Genomic DNA, 17,207 nt, shown 5'->3' with positions numbered 1-17,207 from the left:
GCTATGACCGATTTCACACTTGATTGCTTTCTGGAGAGCGGCAACGCCTACAAGGTGGCGCTGATGCTTGAACTGTGCAGCGCTGACTGGGCGCCGCGCCGCGTTGCCTTCTTCACCGGACAGACCCGGTCGCCGGAGTTCAAGGCCATGAACCTCATGGGCGAGGTTCCGGTGCTGACCCATCACAAGATGGACGGCGACGTGGTGATGAGCCAGTCCGGCGCCATTCTCGACTACCTCTCGCGGGAATTTGATCGTTTTGGCCCTGCGAACGAGGATGAACGCAGGGAAATCCTGCGCTGGCTGTTTTGGGACAACCACAAGCTGACAAGCTACGTGGCAACCTACAGGTTCATGAGCCGCTTCCAGAAGAAGACGGACGAGGATCCGGTCACACAGTTTTTCCATGCCCGTGCTGTCAACGCCTGGAAAGTGCTGGAGGCGCATCTCGAAGGACGTGACTTTGTCGCATCCGGGCACCCGACAATCGCCGACCTCTCGCTGTGCGGATATCTGTTCTGGCCCGATCAGATCGGTCTGGACCCCGGCGCCTATCCAAACATCACTGCCTGGCTCGGTCGCATTGCCGCCCTGCCCGGCTACAAGAGAGCTGAAGACCTGATGCCGAGCGGGATGGATCCTGCAACCGCAACCGCCTGACCCGAACACGAAAACCTGGAGATCACCGCAATGGTTGATGTATTTGTCTATGATCACGTCCGCACCCCGCGGGGCCGCGGCAAGAAAGACGGAAGCCTGCACGAAGTGCCGTCGGTGCGGCTTGCCTCGCATATGCTTAAAGCCCTGCGTGACCGCAACGGGCTTGACACCAAGAAGGTCGACGACATCGTCATGGGCTGCGTTGACGCGATTGGCGAAGCCGGCGGCGACGTCGCCCGGGCTGCAACCTTTGAAGCCGGCTATGCCACCGAGGCGCCGGGGATCCAGCTCAACCGCTTCTGTGCCTCCGGCCTCGACGCAATCAATCTCGCTTCTGGCAAGATTGCCTATGGCGCGGATGACATCGTCATTGCCGGCGGCGTGGAATCGATGTCGCGCATCGGCATCGGCGCGCAGGGCGGCGCATGGTTCATGGACCCTTCGGTCAACATCCCGGCCTATTTCATGCCGCAGGGCATTTCGGCCGACCTGATCGCCACCAAGTACGGTTTCTCCCGCGACGACGTTGATGCCTATGCGGTGGAGAGCCAGAAGCGCGCAGCGCATGCCTGGAAGAGCGGCTACTTCGACAAGTCGGTTGTCCCGGTCAAGGACATCAACGGCCTGACTATTCTCGATCGTGACGAGCACATGCGGCCCGGCACGGACATGCAGACGCTGGCAAGCCTCAACGCCTCCTTCGGCATGATGGCCGAGATGGGCGGCTTCTCGTCCGTCGCCATCCAGGCGCATCCGGAAATCGAAACCATCAACCACATCCACCATGCCGGCAACTCGTCGGGCATCGTCGATGGTGCTGGTCTGGTGCTGCTTGGCTCCAAGAGGGGCGGCAAGACGATGGGTCTCGAACCCCGCGCCAAGATCCGTGCCTTCGCCAATATCGGCTCCGATCCGGCGCTGATGCTGACCGGCCCGGTTGATGTCACCGAGAAGCTCCTGAAGCGCGCCAAGATGAAGATTTCGGACATCGATCTGTTCGAACTCAATGAGGCCTTCGCGTCCGTGGTCCTGCGCTTCCAGCAGGCCTTCGACATTCCGTCCGACAAGATCAATGTCAATGGCGGCGCGATTGCAATGGGGCACCCGCTGGGCGCTACCGGCGCCATGATCCTTGGCACCGTGCTTGACGAACTCGAGCGCCGTGATCTCAACACCGCCCTTGTCACGCTGTGCATCGGCGCGGGCATGGGCACCGCGACGATCATCGAACGCGTCTGATACCGGAGAACCACAATGAGCAATGAGATTTACACCGTAGACGTCGACAGCGACGGCATCGCGCTCGTCACCTGGGACATGACAGACCGGTCGATGAACGTGTTCACCCAGGCAGCGCTAGAGCAGCTTGACGCGTTGGTTGACCGCTTTGTCGCCGATGAGGCCGTCAAGGGCGTCGTGTTCACATCCGGCAAGTCGACCTTTTCAGGCGGCGCGGACCTGACCATGATGAAAACCATGCTGGCCGGCATGGCGGAAGAAAAACGCAAGAATCCGGAAAAAGCCCAGCAGATGCTGTTCGATCAGGTCGGCCGGATGAGCCAGCTGTACCGCAAGATCGAAACCTGCGGCAAACCGTGGGTTTCGGCAATCAACGGCGTGTGCATGGGTGGCGCGTTCGAATTGTCACTCGCCTGCCATGGCCGAGTTGCCGCGGACTCGCCATCGGTCAAGATGGCGCTGCCCGAGGTCAAGGTCGGTATTTTCCCGGGCGCCGGCGGCACCCAGCGCGTTCCGCGCCTGACCAATGCACAGGACGCGCTTCAGATGATGACCACAGGGCAGTCGCTGACACCGGCACGCGCCAAGGCGATGGGTCTGATCCACGAAGTTGTCGAACCGAAGAAACTGATTTCCGCCGCCAAGGCGATGATCAAGGCCGGGCTTTCCCCGGTCGCTCCGTGGGACGTGAAGGGCTTCAAGCTGCCCGGCGGCCAGGTCTGGTCGGCTCAGGGCGCGCAGCTCTGGCCAGCAGCGTCTGCCATCCTGCGCCGCGAAACGCAGGACAATTACCCCGCCGCCAAGGCGATCCTGCAGTGCGTGTTTGAAGGCCTGCAGGTTCCGATCGACACGGGTCTCAAGATCGAGCAGCGCTATTTCAGCTACATCCTGCAGACGCCGGAAGCCCAGTCGATGATCCGCTCGCTGTTCGTCTCGCTGCAGGAGATCAACAAGGGCGCACGTCGTCCCGAAGGCATCAAGCCAACCAAGTTCCGCAAGATCGGCGTTGTCGGCGCCGGCTTCATGGGCGCAGGCATTGCCTATGTGACGGCCAAGGCCGGCATTCCGGTGGTGCTTATCGACCGCGATCTGGAAGCTGCGGCCAAGGGCAAGGCCTATTCCGAGGATCTGGTCAAGAAGGGTGTCCAGAAGGGCAAGACCACCAAGGAAGACGGCGAGAAGCTGTTGTCGCTGATCACTTTGTCGGCAGACCACGCTGATCTGGCTGATGCGGATCTGGTGATCGAGGCCGTGTTCGAAGACCGGGACGTCAAGAAGGCAGTGACGGAATCGATTGAGGCACAGATCCGCCCGACAACCGTCTATGCGTCCAACACCTCGACGCTGCCGATCACCGGGCTTGCCAAGAACTCGAAACGTCCGAAGAACTTCATCGGCATCCACTTCTTCTCGCCGGTCGACAAGATGCTGCTGGTCGAGATCATTCTTGGCCGCAAGACCTCGGACAAGGCGCTGGCCGTGGCACTCGACTATGTCGCCGCGATCAAGAAGACCCCGATCGTGGTCAACGACACACGCGGCTTCTTCGTCAACCGCTGCGTGCTTCGTTACATGAACGAGAGCTACAACATGCTGGCAGAAGGCGTGCCGCCGGCAATGATCGAGAATGCCGCAAAAATGGCCGGCATGCCGGTTGGGCCGCTGTCGCTCAATGACGAGGTCGCCATCGATCTGTCGCTCAAGATCGTGCGCGCGACGATTGCCGATCTTGGAGCAAGCGCCGTCGATCCGCGTCATCTGGCGCTGGTTGAGCGCATGGTCGAGAAGGAAGGCCGGCTTGGCCGCAAGAACGGCAAGGGCTTCTATGACTATCCAGCCAAGCCTGCCAAGAAGCATCTGTGGCCTGAGCTGAAAACGCTGTATCCGCAGCAGGACCCGGCCAAGGTCGATGTCAAGGAACTGCAGAACCGCTATCTGGCGGCCATTGCACTCGAAGCCGCCCGCACGGTGGAAGAAGGCATTGTCACCGATCCGCGCGAGGCAGATCTGGGCACTATCCTGGGCTTCGGCTTCGCACCTTATACAGGTGGAGCGCTCAGCTACATCGACACCATGGGCGCCAAGGCGTTCGTTGACATGTGCAAGGTGCTGGCCCGCAAGTATGGCAAGCAGTTCCGCGCACCGAAGTTGCTGGTCGAAATGGCCGAGAAGGGCGAAACCTTCTATGGCCGGTTCAACCCGTACCGCGAGGACAAGGCCGCAGCATGATTGCTGCAGCTTTTACCTAAATTTCAAACGGGCCTTCGGGCCCGTTTTTGTTGTCAGGATTTCGACGCCACCAGCGTGTAGCAAAGCGGCAGCTGCGCCTCATTGCCGAGATAGATGTCGTAATCGACTTCCCGGTTGGAGTGGGGAAATTCGCTCAGCTCGGCAATCTGCAGCCCTGATTTGACACATCCGGTGACGATGTCACCCATGGTGTGAAAATGCCACCAGGATGGCGGCGCCTTCCCAGCTGCCGACCCGTCATAGACAATCTCGTCCTCGGTAATGAACGGCTCCGCCCGGAAGTAGGAATATTTCGGCGTATGGGTGTCCTCGCCATGCGGTTCGAACATGTCGAGCACGGGGTGGGTCTCGTAAATCAGCAGCCTCCCACCGGAAGACAGCAATGAGGAGACGACCGAAAGAAACCGCGGCAGATCCGGCATCCAGTTGAGCACCCCGATGGTGATCAGCGCCAGGTCGAACTGGCCTTTGAGTTCATCGGGCAAGGCATAGACATTGGCACAGATGAAGCGGGCATTGTCGCCATGCGGGGACACGCGACGCAATTCCTCTGCCTGCGCGATGAAGGCGTCGGACTGGTCGATGCCTGTGGCATGCGCGGCACCAAGAGCCAGCATCGACAGGGTTTCCCGCCCATTGTTACAGCAGATCTGTACAGTCCTCGCGCCCTTGAGACCGTTATCCGCGAGAGCGCTCGCAATGGTCTCATCAAACGTGGAAAATGACGGATCGCCGAAGCCCGAGAGTTGCCGCTGCCATTCCTCGCTTTCGCGGTGACGTTGGGCTGACGCATTCCAGGCCAGCCTGTTGGCCTCGGTCGCGGTGTCTGTATCTCGTGTCATCGGCAGAAATTCCTGATCAAGAAGACTATCAAACTCATACCCGAATTGCATGGCGCAACCCAGCATCGTGGCACGTTTTGAATTCCCGTTCCCCAGATAGCCAGAAAATTAACCGCAGAAAAGCATGATACATGATCAAGTTGCCAGGGGAGCCTTGCCGAGGAGCGGTGCTTTCGGCACTGTCGGCAAAAAGGGAGGTCTATCCAATGCCCGTCATCGACTACTACTTTCATTGCGCATCTCCTTTCACCTATCTCGGCCACAACCTGGTCTGCGAGGTCGCTGAACGGCACAAGGCCACACTCGTTTACAAACCGGTCAATCTGGCCGCCCTGTGGAGCGTCTCCGGCGCGGTTCCCCCTGGCCAGCGACCACCTGTGCGGCAGCGACTGCGGCTGATCGAACTGCAGCGCCTTGCCGCCTGGCGCGGACTGCCGATCAAGACCTCGCCCCTGCACTGGCCGGTTGATGCGGCACTTGCCGACAAGGTGATCATCGCTCTGGTCGAGATGGGTCATGATCCCCGGTATTTCATGAGCAAGGTCCTCTCCGGCGTCTGGGCCAATGATGACAACATTGCCGATGAAGCTGTCCTGACGTCCTACCTTTCGCAAGTCGGACTTGATGCGCGGCCGGCGATCATAGATGCCAAGACCGAGGAAATCTCAGCCATACGCGAGCGCAATTCCCAGGATGCCGTCGCAGCCGATGCGGTTGGGGTGCCCACCTATGTGCTCAATGGGGAGCCTTTCTGGGGACAGGACCGGATCGAACTGCTCGACCAGGCCCTGACAACCGGTCGGAGCCCTATCCGCCCGCACTGAGCGAGGCGGACAGGTTCTACGGGCACCGCGACAAGTGAGGATATTTTTCCTAAGTGGCTTTACTCGACCGGCGCTGATCATGTAGAAAAGCTCTATTCGGGCCTTGAATGAAAGGTCTGGCTTTGTTCTGAACAGCGGGAACCGGACCATGCTCTCGCATGAACGCATCTGGACAGCGCTTGATGCGCTTGCCGAACGCCATGGATTGACGGCGTCGGGACTTGCCCGGCGCGCCGGTCTTGACCCGACTTCGTTCAACAAATCCAAACGCTGTGGCGCTGACGGTCGCGACCGCTGGCCCTCAACGGAATCGCTTGCCAAGGTTCTCGATGCCACCGGCTCCTCGCTGGAGGACTTCATGAGCCTTGTGCGCGGTGGCAGCATGGCAGCTGAAACCGCCTTTCCCGAAGGCTCGTTCCCGCCACAGGCAGGCTCCATCCCGTTGCTCGGCTTCGCCCAAGCCGGTTCCGGCGGTTTTTTTGATGATGGCGGCTTTCCTGCCGGTCAGGGTTGGGATGTGGTGGATTTCCCCGCCCAGCCCTCTGACAGACCCGGGGTTTATGCGCTGGAAGTGCAAGGCGACAGCATGATGCCGCTTTACCGGGATGGTGACATTCTGATTGTCGAGCCCGGAGCGCAGATCCGCCGCGGCGACCGGGTGGTGGTGCGCTCTCGTGAAGGCGAAGTGATGGCAAAGGTACTCAATCGGCAAACGCCGAAATCTGTCGAGCTGATCTCGCTTAATCCCGACCATCCCAACCGCAGCTTCGACGTGAGCGAGGTCGACTGGATTGCCCGCATCATTTGGGCCAGCCAGTAGAATAAAACTGGCCAGCGCAGGGCGATGAGCTTTTAAGCAGCCATTTTGCGTTTTGCGACCTTGCCGCTTGTGCGACCGAGCCTCGTTTCTTATCTATTGTGAACAATCAGGAGAGAAACTTACCCATGACCGAACGTGTTACCGCCCATGATGCTCTGATCTACCTTATGGTCACCATGTCCGCCGTGGACAAAGCCATGAACGACGCGGAACTGGCGCGCATTGGCCGTCTGGTCACCTTCCTTCCGGTGTTTGACGGATTTGATGCAGAGCGGCTTATCGGTGTCACCCGAAATGCGGCGGAACTGCTCAAGGGGCCTGAAGGCCTCGACATCGTGCTTGAGGTCGTTCGCGATGCAGTGCCGCCCAAGTTCTACGATACGGCCTATGCCCTGGCTGTGGAGGTCGCTTCGGCGGACTACAACATCCAGCAGGAGGAAATCAGGCTGCTGCAGATGTTGCGCGATCGTCTGGGGCTCGACAAGCTCACCTGTGCTGCAATCGAACGCGGCGCCATTGCACGTTTCAGAAGCGCCTGATCCTCAAGCCCCGCGCCCACCTGTCGCAGCCTTTCACCGGATCGTGTTTCGTCAGTGAAGGCAAACTGTGGCATGGGATATCCCTGTCACGATACGGAGGCGCAGAATGACGCTGTTCGGATTGTCCGAGCCGGTAATCCGGCTTCTGGCCTTTTCATCGATTTTCATCACACTCGCAGCCATTGAACTGCTTGCGCCCAGGCTTGAGCGGGACGAGATGCGCGGTGCGCTCAAATCGCGCCGTTGGGTGACCAATCTGGCGATGGTGGTGCTGTCATCGGTCGCGCTGAGGATCGTGTTTCCGCTGGCCGCGGTCGGAACTGCGCTATGGGCTCAGTCAAATGGAATCGGACTTTTTCCGCAGCTTGGACTACCCCTGTGGGCCATTGGTATCCTTGCCTTCATTCTTCTCGACTTCGCAGTCTGGCTCGAGCATGTGGTCAGCCACAAATGGCCATGGCTGTGGCGTATCCACCGCATGCACCATGCCGATACCGGGTTTGATCTGACGACGGCGCTTAGATTCCATCCGCTTGAAATCGTGCTTTCGATGGTCTGGAAGGCTGCCGTCATCATTGCGCTCGGGGCGCCGCCGGTGGCCGTGCTGGTCTTTGAAATCGTGCTCAATGGCGCTGCCATGTTCAACCACGCGAACATCAAGCTACCCAAGCCGGTGGATGCCGTGCTGCGGCTCCTTATCGTGACACCTGACATGCACCGGATTCATCACTCTACCGATCCGCGCGAAACAGACTCGAACTACGGTTTCAACCTGGCGATATGGGACCGGATGTTTTCAACCTACACCCACTTTCCTCGTCGCGGCGACACCGGCATCGAGATCGGGTTGTCGGAGTGGCGTGACGGCCGCAGCACCGCCGGTCTTGGCTGGGCGCTGGCCCTGCCCTTCAGGTTTGCGCAAAAGTCGAGGCCCAAGCTGAGCGCCGATCAATAAAGCCCGTTCGGGAACCAGCGCAAATAAAGTTCAGTAAAGCGGCCATTTCTGTTGAGTGCGGAAATGGCGTGGTCGAAAGCCTGGCTCAATGGTGCATTGTCCGGGCGCACCGCAATGGCCAGCCCTTCACCAAGATGAGCCTGGGAGAAATACGGGCCGTCAAAGAAGCGGCAGCAGTCTTCGGCCGACTGGCTGGAGAGCCAGAATGACAATTGCAGCCCGTCGCCGAACACGGCGTCGATGGTGCCTGACTTGAGCGCGTCAAACATCCACTCAGATTTGGAAAAGGTGACCGGCCTTATCTCGGCAAACCAATCGCGCAACATGGCTTCATGCGCGGTGCCGCCAAGCACACCGACACGCTGCCCGGCCAACGCCTTTGCGCTGTCGCCTTCCAGGCTTGCATCTTTCTTGACAGCGAACCGCGCCGGCAAGGCCAGGTAAGGACGCGTGAAGCGGAAAGTGTTGCGGCTTTCCGCGGTGATCGCAAGACCGGATATCAGCGCCTCGGCCTGTCCCTTTTCCAATGCTCCGGTGAGCTCATCCCATGGCAGTGCCTGGATCTGGCAACGGGGCAGAATATCAAGTTCGTCACAAATCGCCCGCGCCAGATCGATGTGAAATCCGGCGAGATGACCGGTCTGGTCAAGAAAACTGAAAGGCGGAAAATCGACCGTCGTGACGAAACGGATGCGGCTGTAAGGCAGCAGATCGGGCACAGGAATGCGTTCGCGCGGGTCCATGTAATTGGGCACGATCAACCCATCGGCGTTTGCAGCAGGTGGAAAGACGGTAAGAAAGACGGTAAAAAAAACAACTAAAACGCACGTTTTACGCGAAACGCCCTTTAATATTAGGGGTGTATTCTTGCGCGCTTTCACTACCATAGATTTAACATCCTGCTGCAACCGTCATGTGTGTATCAGAGTCATGGCTCCAAGCAAAAGTACTGATCATCCCTTTTCCGGCCGCATCTCCCAGCATTTGACTGCAATCGGCCCTTCGAGCGATGAACACACCTCAGACACGCCAATCCGACCGGACAAACTCGTCAGCAAAACGAGCTCCGAGGCGCGGTTCTTTCTCGGCTGCGGCATAGGCAAACCGCATGTCAAAGCTGCAACCGAAGCCGCACAGGCAAACGGCACCACGATCGAAAAGGAACTCATGGCGGAGGGCCTGATCGATCCCGAACTCTATTACCGCTGGATGGCCGGTGAACTCGGCCTTAATCATGTGAGCGACATCGATCCGGACGAGGTGGTCCGGTTGCCTTCAACAGATGTGTTGTTGCTCCGGGATGGACCGGTCCGCCTGTCGCGCGCCAGCGGGCAAGTGACAGCGATCGTCCCGGAAGCCCGCCATCTCGAGGATCACAAGGCCCGCCTTACCCAAATGCCTTCCCTACGTGCCAGCCTGGTTGTGGCCTCACCAGCCACGATCCGCAAAGCCGTCTGGCAGTGCGGAGCGGACGACAGGGTCAGGAAAATCACCTTCGAACTTGACCAGGACCGGCGGGACGCCAGCGCACGGCGGGTTTTGACCGGCCCGCAGGGGTTTGTTCTGGGACTGTGTGTTTACCTCGCGGCGACCGGTTTCGCCTTGTGGCCATTTGCGGCCTTCAGCGTATTGCACGTGGTTCTGACACTGTTCTTCTCCGGCGGCATTCTGCTGCGCCTCAGCGCACTGGTGGCATCCGGATTCAAGCCACCCAAACGTCTGCTTGCGGCAGATCAGCCAGGAGAGAGCAGACTACCGATCTATACCGTGCTGATTGCCCTGCATGACGAGGCTGACATGATACCTGCCATCGTCTCGAGAATTTCGGCGCTACACTGGCCCAAGAGCCTGCTGGACATCAAATATGTCTGCGAAGCAGATGATACGGCAACCATTTCGGCGCTGCAGGCGCAAAAGCTCGGACCGGAATGCGAGATCATTCTCACGCCAGATTTTGGACCGCGCACAAAGCCCAAGGCGCTGCAATACGCCTTGCAAGGCGCACGCGGGACGCTGGTTGCGGTCTATGATGCCGAAGACAAACCAGCTCCAGGACAGTTGCTTGAAGCCTGGGCTGCATTTCGTGATGGCGACGCAAGCCTTGGCTGCGTGCAGGCGCCACTTGCGATCGCAAATCTGAGAAAAAGCTGGATCTCGGGGCTGTTCGCACTTGAGTACAGCGGATTGTTCCGTGTTCTCATTCCATTTCTGGCGCGAACCCGGATGCCGATCCCGCTCGGCGGAACATCCAATCATTTCCAGCGCGCAGCCCTTGAGGCAGCCGGAGGTTGGGATCCGCACAATGTGACCGAAGACGCGGATCTCGGTCTCAGGCTTTATGCCCACGGCTATCACACCGGCACGCTCAAGAGCGCCACGGTCGAAACCGCGCCAGACACACTTGAAGTATGGACGAGACAGAGGACGCGGTGGCTCAAGGGGTGGGCGCAGACCTGGCTGGTGGCGATGCGTCGGCCCGGGCACACGGTTCGGGCGCTGGGCCTGGGCGGGTTTACGGTCTTTCAGTTGATGATTGCAGGCATGCTGATCTCCGCCTTGGCCCATCCGCTGATGTTTGTGTTTATCGGACTGACGCTGACCTGGCTTGCCAGTGGTTCGGTTTCAACAGTCTCGTCTTTGCACAGCACCCTGATGTGGATCGACCTGGCCAATATCGGCGGCAGCTACCTGACCTTTATCGCAATGGGGTGGCGCGGTTTCTCGGATCATGAGCGCGCCAAACTGAAAGGCCACTGGGTGCTGCTTACACCGGCCTATTGGCTGTTGATGTCGATTGCCGGATGGCGGGCGATGGGACAGCTGGTTTCAAACGCGCATCTGTGGGAGAAGACCCCTCACCCTGCCGCTCCCGAATGGGCTGCGTGTACCAACCCAGCCGATGCACTAGCAAATACGCAAGGTATGGAGCGGGTGAAGGGAATCGAACCCTCGTCTTAAGCTTGGGAAGCTTCTGCTCTACCATTGAGCTACACCCGCGAATGCCGGACGATCCTTGGCGATGTTCAGCTGCGGTGTCAAGTCACACGGACGACGCCCACCGGGTTGACGGGCAGCTGGCTCGACATCATATCAGGGACGCTTTGCTTCAACATAGATAGTCCCGATGGATCAGCTGAAAACTTTCCTTTCTTCCCGCCGCTTCGAAAGCGTCATCACCGTCCTGATTGTCATCAACGCCATCACGCTTGGGCTCGAAACCGTGCCTGAAGCCGTGCAGCGGTTCGGCGGGCTTTTGCTGCTGCTCGACAGGGTCATTCTCGGCGTCTTTGTGCTGGAAGTAACCGCCCGGCTTATCGCCTGGAGGCTTGATTTCTTCCGCGACCCCTGGCGGATCTTTGATCTTTTTGTGGTTGGGGTGGCGCTGATCCCCGCCACCGGCAGCCTCTCGGTGCTCAGGGCGCTTCGCATCCTGAGGGTTCTCCGCATCATCGGCATGGTGCCGTCGCTCAAACGGGTTGTCGGCGGGCTTGTCAGTGCGCTTCCCGGCATGGGCTCGATCATGCTGCTTCTGACGCTTGTGTTTTATGTTTTCTCGGTGATGGCGACCAAGCTCTACGGCGACAGCTTTCCTGACTGGTTTGGCTCGATCCCGGCTTCTGCCTATTCGCTGTTTCAGATCATGACGCTGGAAAGCTGGTCGATGGGCATCGTCCGTCCGGTGATGGAAGTCCACCCGATGGCGTGGGCGTTCTTCATTCCGTTCATCGCCTGTACCACCTTTACCGTGCTCAACCTGTTTATCGGCATCATCGTCTCGGCAATGCAGGAAGAGCATGAAACCGAGGCCACCGCAGACCGCGTCGCGATGGCATCGGACCAGAGCCTCATGCTGGAAGAGCTCAAGTCGATCCGCAAGGACCTTGCCGAGTTGCGGGCTGCACAGACTGAAAGTTCCCGTTCGTCCTGATGAGGACGACAGAAAAGCCTGGAACCTGGGTCAGGTGCGAAAATGCTTGGAGAGTTTGAGACCCTGGGCCTGATAGTTTGATCCAAGCTCGGTCCCGTAGAGCGCCGCTGGCCGCTCAAGCATCCGTTCATAGATCAGCCGACCAACGATCTGGCCATGCTCTAGAATGAACGGCACCTCGTGGCTTCGTACCTCGAGTACGGCACGACTGCCGGCGCCACCGGCGTCCGTGTGGCCAAATCCCGGGTCGAAGAAACCCGCATAATGTACCCGGAATTCGCCCACCAGCGGATCGAATGGCGTCATCTCGGCAGCATAGAGCGGCGGCACATGCACCGACTCGCGGCTGACCAGAATGTAGAACTCATCCGGATCAAGGATCAGATCGGCAGAACCGCGATTGTAGAGCGGCTCCCAGAAATCATAGACGTCCTGTGCGGCGCGCTTGTCCACATCGACCACAGCCGTGTGGTGCTTGCCACGATAGCCAATGAGCGCGTCCTCGCCCTGCCCCATCAGATCGATCGACAGGGCAATGCCACCGCCCGAGACGTTTGGTGTTTCCGAAGCGACCAGAGTTTCGGCACGGTGAAGGTCGGACAGCTCGTCCTCGCTCAGCACGGCATGGCCTTGGCGGAAGCGGATCTGCGACAGGCGCGATCCGGTGCGTGCAACGATCGGAAATGTGCGCGGGCTGACCTCAAGCCACAGCGGCCCGTTGTAGCCCGGCGCGATCTTGTCAAATTCCTGACCGTAGTCGGTCATCACACGGGTAAAAATGTCGAGCCGTCCGGTGGAACTCTTGGGATTGGCGGAAGCGGAAATTTCCGGCGGCAGCGCCAGACTTTCGAGAAGTTGCACCATGTAGACACAGCCGGTCTCAAGCACTGCACCATCCGAGAGATCGATCTCGTGCATGCTGAGCCGTGCGAGCTTATCTTCAACCCTGGCGGATGGCCCCGGCAGGAAACTGGCGCGCACCCGGTAAGCGCGTGCGCCCAGTCTCAAATCAAGGCTGGCCGGCTGGATCTGGTCGGCATCGAGATCCCGGCCGGAGGCAAGCTTTCCAGCATCAAAGAGCGCCTGAATTGCGCGATCCGAGAGAATGCCTGCTGCCAATGTCCACCTGCTCCAGTTGTCCAACATCTTGATGGCAAGACGAGGCGATTGACGCAAGCGCGGGAACCCCCTAAAAGCGGGGTTATCCCGTGGTGATTTGGCCGGCCGGCTTGCAGCCACGTAAAATAAGTCGCTAAAAATGGTCGGGTTGTGAAACCGGCTTGCGACTTCGCAGCCGGTTTTTTGTGTGTTGGACGAAGATGATGAAGAACAGCCGACAATTCCGCCCCGCCACCCAGCTCGTACATGGCGGCACCACCCGCTCCGGGTTTGGCGAAACATCCGAAGCGCTCTACCTGACGCAGGGCTTTGTCTATGACAGCGCCGAAGCGGCTGAGGCTCGTTTCAAGGGTGAAGAGCCAGGTTTCATCTACTCCCGCTATGCCAATCCGACCGTTGACATGTTCGAAAAGCGCATGTGCCTGATGGAAGGTGCGGAAGAGGCCCGCGCAACAGCATCCGGCATGGCGGCAATCTCGGCAGCACTTCTGTGCCAGCTTCGCGCAGGCGATCACGTTGTTTCGGCACGCGCGCTGTTTGGGTCCTGCCGCTGGATCGTTGAAACACTGCTGCCGAAATACGGCATTGAATCCACGCTTGTCGATGGTCGCGATCTCGCCAATTTCGAAGCTGCGATCAGGCCCAATACAAAGGTGTTCTTTCTCGAAAGCCCGACCAATCCAACGCTTGAAGTGACCGATATTGCCGGCGTGGCCAAGCTCGCCAACCAGATCGGCGCCAAGCTGGTGGTGGACAATGTCTTTGCCACGCCGCTGTTGCAGAAGCCGCTTGAGCTGGGCGCTCATGTGGTGGCTTATTCGGCGACCAAGCACATTGACGGTCAGGGCCGCTGTCTCGGCGGCGTGATCCTGTCGGACAAGGACTGGATCGACGAACATCTGCAGGATTTTTACCGCCACACCGGCCCTTCGATGTCGCCGTTCAATGCCTGGACCCTGCTCAAAGGCCTGGAAACGCTGCCACTCAGGGTTCGCCAGCAGATGGAGAATGCCGGTCGTATCGCCGATTTCCTGGCCAATCACCCCGCCGTTGCCCGGGTGATCTATCCCGGACGCGCCGACCACCCGCAGGCAGACATCTGCGCACGGCAGATGAAGGGCGGGTCAACGCTTGTGGCGATCGAGCTCAAGGGCGGAAAAGAGGCTGCGTTCTCGCTTCAGAACGGGTTAGAAGTGGTCAAGATCTCGAACAATCTCGGCGACACCAAGAGCCTGATCACGCATCCGGCAACGACCACGCACAAAAATCTGTCGGAAGAGGCGCGCGACGAACTGGGCATCGGCCCGGGTGTTCTCCGGTTTTCGGCAGGCATCGAGGATATCGATGATCTGATCGAGGACTTCGATCGTGCACTCTCAGGCCTCTGAGGTCTTGTTTGGAAACTCGGCCCGCGCCTGCATGATCCGCGAGAGCGCGGTATAGAGGCAGATTGCGGCAAACAGGCAGGCCACCGGTGCAAACCATTCCGGCCAAAGGCAGAAAATGCCGAACACGATGTAGGTCTCGCTGGCTTCGGCGAGACCGGTGGTGAAGTAGATCGACTTGCTCCCGCGCGCCGTGGTGCTCAGCTTGCGTTTCTCGGCGACAATGGCGTAGGCCAGAAAACTTGCGCCATTGACGTAAAACGAGAAGATCAGCGCGGCGCCGGCAATCGCATTGGCTGCGGGATCGTGGATGACAAAAGCCAGAGGAACGGCTCCGTAGAACACAAAATCCAGCGTGATATCGAGATAGCCGCCGAAATCAGTGCTTCTGGACGCCCGCGCCACCGACCCATCCAGCCCGTCGCAGATGCGACTGATGATGATCAGCATCAGCGCCAGGATCATGTAATCCAGTGCGATCAGACCCGCTGCAGCAAGCCCCACGAAGCAGGCGAAGACCGTCACATGGTCAGCTTTTACGCCGCGCGCGGACAACCAGGTTCCAACCTGATCGAGCCCCGGCTGGATCATCTTTCGTGCGGTTCCGTCCATCATGGCGTGGCCACTCCCTGTCTGACCCATGTGATAGCGTGGCCTGTCGGCGCCGTCACGCCCTGTGCTGGCCACCGATCATCACAATCAAGTCAGCGCAAAGCGCTTGAACGACCGCTTTGGAAGCGCTGGAACTCTTGACGCAAGCACTTCACTGTAGAATGAGTGTGGCAAGGAGTGGCAGATGTACCGCGCGCTAACACGTGAGATCGAAGTGACTGTGGAACCCTATTATCTCGAGGACCAATCGGACCCCGAGGACGGACGCTATGTCTGGGGTTACCGGATTGTCATCGTCAATCACTCCGACCAGATTGTTCAGCTGCAAAGTCGGCACTGGAGAATCACGGATGAGAACGGCCTCATCGACGAGGTCCGTGGCCCCGGCGTTGTCGGCGAGCAGCCTGTGCTCGGTCCGGGAGACACCTATGAATACTCCTCGGGCTGTCCGCTCGATACGCCATCGGGCGTCATGGTTGGTTCCTACCAGATGCAATCCGCCGCCGGCGAGCTGTTCGACGTCGAAATCCCGGCATTTTCGCTGGACCTGCCGGGCATGGCAAGAACACTGAATTGACCGCTTTTTCCGAATTCCGGCCGGTCATGCTGGTGACCGGTTTGCTGGTGGCCACGCTCGGCTTCGCCATGCTTTTGCCTGCGCTGGTTGATCTGGCGGCGGACAATAACGACTGGATGATCTTTCTCAGTGCGGGCACGATGACGATGCTGGTCGGGCTCGGACTGTTTGCCGCCAACCGCGGCATCCCAAAGGGATTGTCGACCCGGCAGGCCATGCTGATGACGGTGGTGTCGTGGGTAGCGCTGGTCGCCTTCGGCGCCCTGCCGTTTCACTGGTCGGGGATCGTGCCGAGCTACACCGATGCATTCTTTGAATCGATGTCAGGCCTGACCACCACCGGCGCGACCGTGATTACAGGGCTTGATACCGCACCGCCCGGAATTCTGTTCTGGCGCGGTCTGCTGCAATGGCTTGGCGGTCTCGGGATCATCGTCATGGCCATTGCCGTGCTGCCGATGCTGCAGATCGGCGGAATGCAGCTGTTCAAGGCAGAAGCCTTCGACACGGCCGAGAAGATCCTGCCACGGGCGACTCAGATTTCAATGTCGATCACGTTGGTCTTCATCGCCATGACCGGGATCTGCGCCATTGCCTACATGGCAGTCGGCATGGCGGCGGATGACGCGGTGATTCATGCCATGACGACAGTGGCAACTGGCGGGTTCTCGACCAAAGACGCTTCGATTGGGTACTTCAACAATCCCGGTGTAGAATGGATCGCGATTGTCTTCATGTTTCTGGGCTCGATCCCGTTCCTGCTCTATGTGCAGATGCTGCAAGGGCGTTTCCGGCCGATCATCGCCGACCAGCAGGTAAAGGCATTTACGGGCTTTCTTGCCGTGGCAATTCTTGCCGGCTGGACGATGGCGCATTTCAGCGAAAACCATATCGGACTCGAAGGACTGCGACACTCGGCCTTCAATGTGGTCTCGATTGTTACCGGAACCGGCTATGCCTCGACCGACTACGGCCTGTGGGGCCCCCATGCTGTGGCGTTTTTCTTCATCATCATGTTCGTTGGCGGCTGCGCTGGCTCCACTTCATGCGGTATCAAGATCTTCCGGTTTCAGGTTCTGCTGGAGGCCGTGCGACAGCACATTTCGCAGGTCATGTATCCGAACGGCGTGTTCCGCGCTCACTTCAATGGAAAGCCGATACAGGATCGCGTCATCGCCTCGGTGATGAGCTTCTTCTTCCTGTTCATGGCTTCATTCGTAGTGCTTGCAATCCTGCTCAGGCTGAGCGGCCTCGACACGATTACAGCGCTTTCGGGGGCGGGAACCGCACTTTCCAATGTCGGTCCGGGACTGGGCGACATCATCGGCCCATCGGGAAATTTCCAGTCGCTTGACGATATTCAGAAATGGCTTCTGGCCGCCGGGATGCTGCTTGGGCGGCTCGAGCTGTTCACCGTTCTGGTGCTGTTCCTGCCGCGCTTCTGGCGGTCTTGAGAC

Annotated in this window: 16 protein-coding genes, 1 tRNA gene and 1 riboswitch; of the genes, 12 read left to right on the top strand and 5 right to left on the bottom strand. The window is 59.2% G+C overall.

Annotated features, from left to right (window positions below):
• Nucleotides 1-3: 3 nt before the first annotated feature.
• Genes WNZ14_RS06870 through WNZ14_RS06860 form a run of 3 tightly spaced genes read left to right on the top strand, consistent with a single transcriptional unit; the run spans nt 4 to nt 4,128 of the window.
• Nucleotides 4-660 carry a glutathione S-transferase family protein gene (locus WNZ14_RS06870; RefSeq protein ID WP_342867832.1) on the top strand — a complete coding sequence of 219 codons (657 nt, stop codon included), beginning with the start codon at nt 4-6 and terminating at the stop codon, nt 658-660.
• A gap of 30 nt (nt 661-690) precedes the next feature.
• Nucleotides 691-1,899, top strand: a complete 1,209-nt coding sequence (locus tag WNZ14_RS06865; RefSeq protein ID WP_342867831.1) for an acetyl-CoA C-acetyltransferase — start codon at nt 691-693, stop codon at nt 1,897-1,899.
• Between the two features lie 15 nt (nt 1,900-1,914).
• Nucleotides 1,915-4,128: a 3-hydroxyacyl-CoA dehydrogenase NAD-binding domain-containing protein gene (locus WNZ14_RS06860; RefSeq protein ID WP_342867830.1), complete on the top strand. Its 2,214-nt coding sequence runs from the start codon at nt 1,915-1,917 to the stop codon at nt 4,126-4,128.
• A gap of 53 nt (nt 4,129-4,181) precedes the next feature.
• On the opposite strand, the gene WNZ14_RS06855 is transcribed toward WNZ14_RS06860, so the two are convergent.
• A complete protein-coding gene (locus tag WNZ14_RS06855; protein ID WP_342867829.1) occupies nt 4,182-4,991 on the bottom strand; it encodes a class I SAM-dependent methyltransferase in 810 nt (269 codons plus the stop codon).
• 206 nt (nt 4,992-5,197) lie between these two features.
• On the opposite strand from WNZ14_RS06855, the gene WNZ14_RS06850 reads away from it, so the two are divergent.
• The 4 genes from WNZ14_RS06850 (at nt 5,198) to WNZ14_RS06835 (ending at nt 8,129) form a co-directional block, all read left to right on the top strand.
• Entirely contained in the window at nt 5,198-5,815 is a 618-nt protein-coding gene (locus WNZ14_RS06850) for a 2-hydroxychromene-2-carboxylate isomerase (RefSeq protein WP_342867828.1), read from the top strand.
• A gap of 148 nt (nt 5,816-5,963) precedes the next feature.
• Nucleotides 5,964-6,635 (top strand): helix-turn-helix transcriptional regulator, encoded by a 672-nt coding sequence (locus WNZ14_RS06845; protein WP_342867827.1) that lies wholly within the window; start codon nt 5,964-5,966, stop codon nt 6,633-6,635.
• Between the two features lie 125 nt (nt 6,636-6,760).
• Nucleotides 6,761-7,174 (top strand): tellurite resistance TerB family protein, encoded by a 414-nt coding sequence (locus tag WNZ14_RS06840; protein WP_342867826.1) that lies wholly within the window; start codon nt 6,761-6,763, stop codon nt 7,172-7,174.
• A gap of 106 nt (nt 7,175-7,280) precedes the next feature.
• Nucleotides 7,281-8,129 carry a sterol desaturase family protein gene (locus WNZ14_RS06835; RefSeq protein ID WP_342867825.1) on the top strand — a complete coding sequence of 283 codons (849 nt, stop codon included), beginning with the start codon at nt 7,281-7,283 and terminating at the stop codon, nt 8,127-8,129.
• Here the strand turns inward: WNZ14_RS06835 and WNZ14_RS06830 are convergent.
• Nucleotides 8,123-8,884: a transporter substrate-binding domain-containing protein gene (locus WNZ14_RS06830; RefSeq protein ID WP_342867824.1), complete on the bottom strand. Its 762-nt coding sequence runs from the start codon at nt 8,882-8,884 to the stop codon at nt 8,123-8,125. The genes WNZ14_RS06835 and WNZ14_RS06830 overlap by 7 nt on opposite strands.
• 175 nt (nt 8,885-9,059) lie before the next feature.
• Here WNZ14_RS06830 and WNZ14_RS06825 point away from each other — a divergent pair, with 175 nt between their 5' ends.
• Nucleotides 9,060-11,087, top strand: coding sequence for a glycosyltransferase family 2 protein (locus WNZ14_RS06825; RefSeq protein WP_342867823.1), 2,028 nt, complete (start codon nt 9,060-9,062; stop codon nt 11,085-11,087).
• Here WNZ14_RS06825 and WNZ14_RS06820 read toward each other — a convergent pair.
• Nucleotides 11,053-11,126 (bottom strand) — tRNA-Gly (locus WNZ14_RS06820). The genes WNZ14_RS06825 and WNZ14_RS06820 overlap by 35 nt on opposite strands.
• A 127-nt stretch (nt 11,127-11,253) precedes the next feature.
• On the opposite strand from WNZ14_RS06820, the gene WNZ14_RS06815 reads away from it, so the two are divergent.
• Nucleotides 11,254-12,057, top strand: a complete 804-nt coding sequence (locus WNZ14_RS06815; protein ID WP_342867822.1) for an ion transporter — start codon at nt 11,254-11,256, stop codon at nt 12,055-12,057.
• A 30-nt stretch (nt 12,058-12,087) separates the two neighbouring features.
• Here WNZ14_RS06815 and WNZ14_RS06810 read toward each other — a convergent pair whose 3' ends face one another.
• Complete coding sequence (locus WNZ14_RS06810) at nt 12,088-13,176, bottom strand: 2'-deoxycytidine 5'-triphosphate deaminase (RefSeq protein ID WP_342867821.1); 1,089 nt, start codon at nt 13,174-13,176, stop codon at nt 12,088-12,090.
• Nucleotides 13,177-13,255: 79 nt separating this feature from the next.
• Nucleotides 13,256-13,335, top strand: a riboswitch (SAM riboswitch).
• A 44-nt stretch (nt 13,336-13,379) separates the two neighbouring features.
• On the opposite strand from WNZ14_RS06810, the gene WNZ14_RS06805 reads away from it, so the two are divergent.
• The gene (locus WNZ14_RS06805; protein WP_342867820.1) at nt 13,380-14,564 is read left to right on the top strand and encodes an O-succinylhomoserine sulfhydrylase; all 1,185 of its coding nucleotides are present in this window, start codon (nt 13,380-13,382) and stop codon (nt 14,562-14,564) included.
• Here the strand turns inward: WNZ14_RS06805 and WNZ14_RS06800 are convergent.
• Nucleotides 14,553-15,176, bottom strand: a complete 624-nt coding sequence (locus tag WNZ14_RS06800; RefSeq protein WP_342867819.1) for a CDP-alcohol phosphatidyltransferase family protein — start codon at nt 15,174-15,176, stop codon at nt 14,553-14,555. The genes WNZ14_RS06805 and WNZ14_RS06800 overlap by 12 nt on opposite strands.
• Nucleotides 15,177-15,357: 181 nt before the next feature.
• On the opposite strand from WNZ14_RS06800, the gene apaG reads away from it, so the two are divergent.
• Together apaG and WNZ14_RS06790 are read left to right on the top strand one after the other, a co-directional pair.
• Nucleotides 15,358-15,750 (top strand): Co2+/Mg2+ efflux protein ApaG, encoded by a 393-nt coding sequence (gene apaG / locus WNZ14_RS06795; RefSeq protein WP_342867818.1) that lies wholly within the window; start codon nt 15,358-15,360, stop codon nt 15,748-15,750.
• On the top strand, nt 15,747-17,204 hold the full coding sequence (locus WNZ14_RS06790) for a TrkH family potassium uptake protein (protein WP_342867817.1): 1,458 nt from the start codon (nt 15,747-15,749) through the stop codon (nt 17,202-17,204). The genes apaG and WNZ14_RS06790 overlap by 4 nt, the downstream gene beginning before the upstream one ends.
• Nucleotides 17,205-17,207 lie beyond the last annotated feature (3 nt).

Source organism: Hoeflea sp. AS60 (assembly GCF_038900115.1).
Lineage (GTDB): Bacteria > Pseudomonadota > Alphaproteobacteria > Rhizobiales > Rhizobiaceae > Hoeflea.
Note: the sequence above shows the minus strand (reverse complement) of the source record. Positions and strands in the feature narration are given on the sequence as shown.

What these genes read in the sequence shown, in the direction of transcription:
- WNZ14_RS06870 (WP_342867832.1), top strand. Translation starts at nt 4, where the DNA reads ATGACCGATTTCACACTTGATTGCTTTCTGGAGAGCGGCAACGCCTAC.
- WNZ14_RS06865 (WP_342867831.1), top strand. Translation starts at nt 691, where the DNA reads ATGGTTGATGTATTTGTCTATGATCACGTCCGCACCCCGCGGGGCCGC.
- WNZ14_RS06860 (WP_342867830.1), top strand. Translation starts at nt 1,915, where the DNA reads ATGAGCAATGAGATTTACACCGTAGACGTCGACAGCGACGGCATCGCG.
- WNZ14_RS06855 (WP_342867829.1), bottom strand. Translation starts at nt 4,991, where the DNA reads ATGACACGAGATACAGACACCGCGACCGAGGCCAACAGGCTGGCCTGG.
- WNZ14_RS06850 (WP_342867828.1), top strand. Translation starts at nt 5,198, where the DNA reads ATGCCCGTCATCGACTACTACTTTCATTGCGCATCTCCTTTCACCTAT.
- WNZ14_RS06845 (WP_342867827.1), top strand. Translation starts at nt 5,964, where the DNA reads ATGCTCTCGCATGAACGCATCTGGACAGCGCTTGATGCGCTTGCCGAA.
- WNZ14_RS06840 (WP_342867826.1), top strand. Translation starts at nt 6,761, where the DNA reads ATGACCGAACGTGTTACCGCCCATGATGCTCTGATCTACCTTATGGTC.
- WNZ14_RS06835 (WP_342867825.1), top strand. Translation starts at nt 7,281, where the DNA reads ATGACGCTGTTCGGATTGTCCGAGCCGGTAATCCGGCTTCTGGCCTTT.
- WNZ14_RS06825 (WP_342867823.1), top strand. Translation starts at nt 9,060, where the DNA reads ATGGCTCCAAGCAAAAGTACTGATCATCCCTTTTCCGGCCGCATCTCC.
- WNZ14_RS06815 (WP_342867822.1), top strand. Translation starts at nt 11,254, where the DNA reads ATGGATCAGCTGAAAACTTTCCTTTCTTCCCGCCGCTTCGAAAGCGTC.
- WNZ14_RS06805 (WP_342867820.1), top strand. Translation starts at nt 13,380, where the DNA reads ATGAAGAACAGCCGACAATTCCGCCCCGCCACCCAGCTCGTACATGGC.
- WNZ14_RS06800 (WP_342867819.1), bottom strand. Translation starts at nt 15,176, where the DNA reads ATGATGGACGGAACCGCACGAAAGATGATCCAGCCGGGGCTCGATCAG.
- apaG (WP_342867818.1), top strand. Translation starts at nt 15,358, where the DNA reads ATGTACCGCGCGCTAACACGTGAGATCGAAGTGACTGTGGAACCCTAT.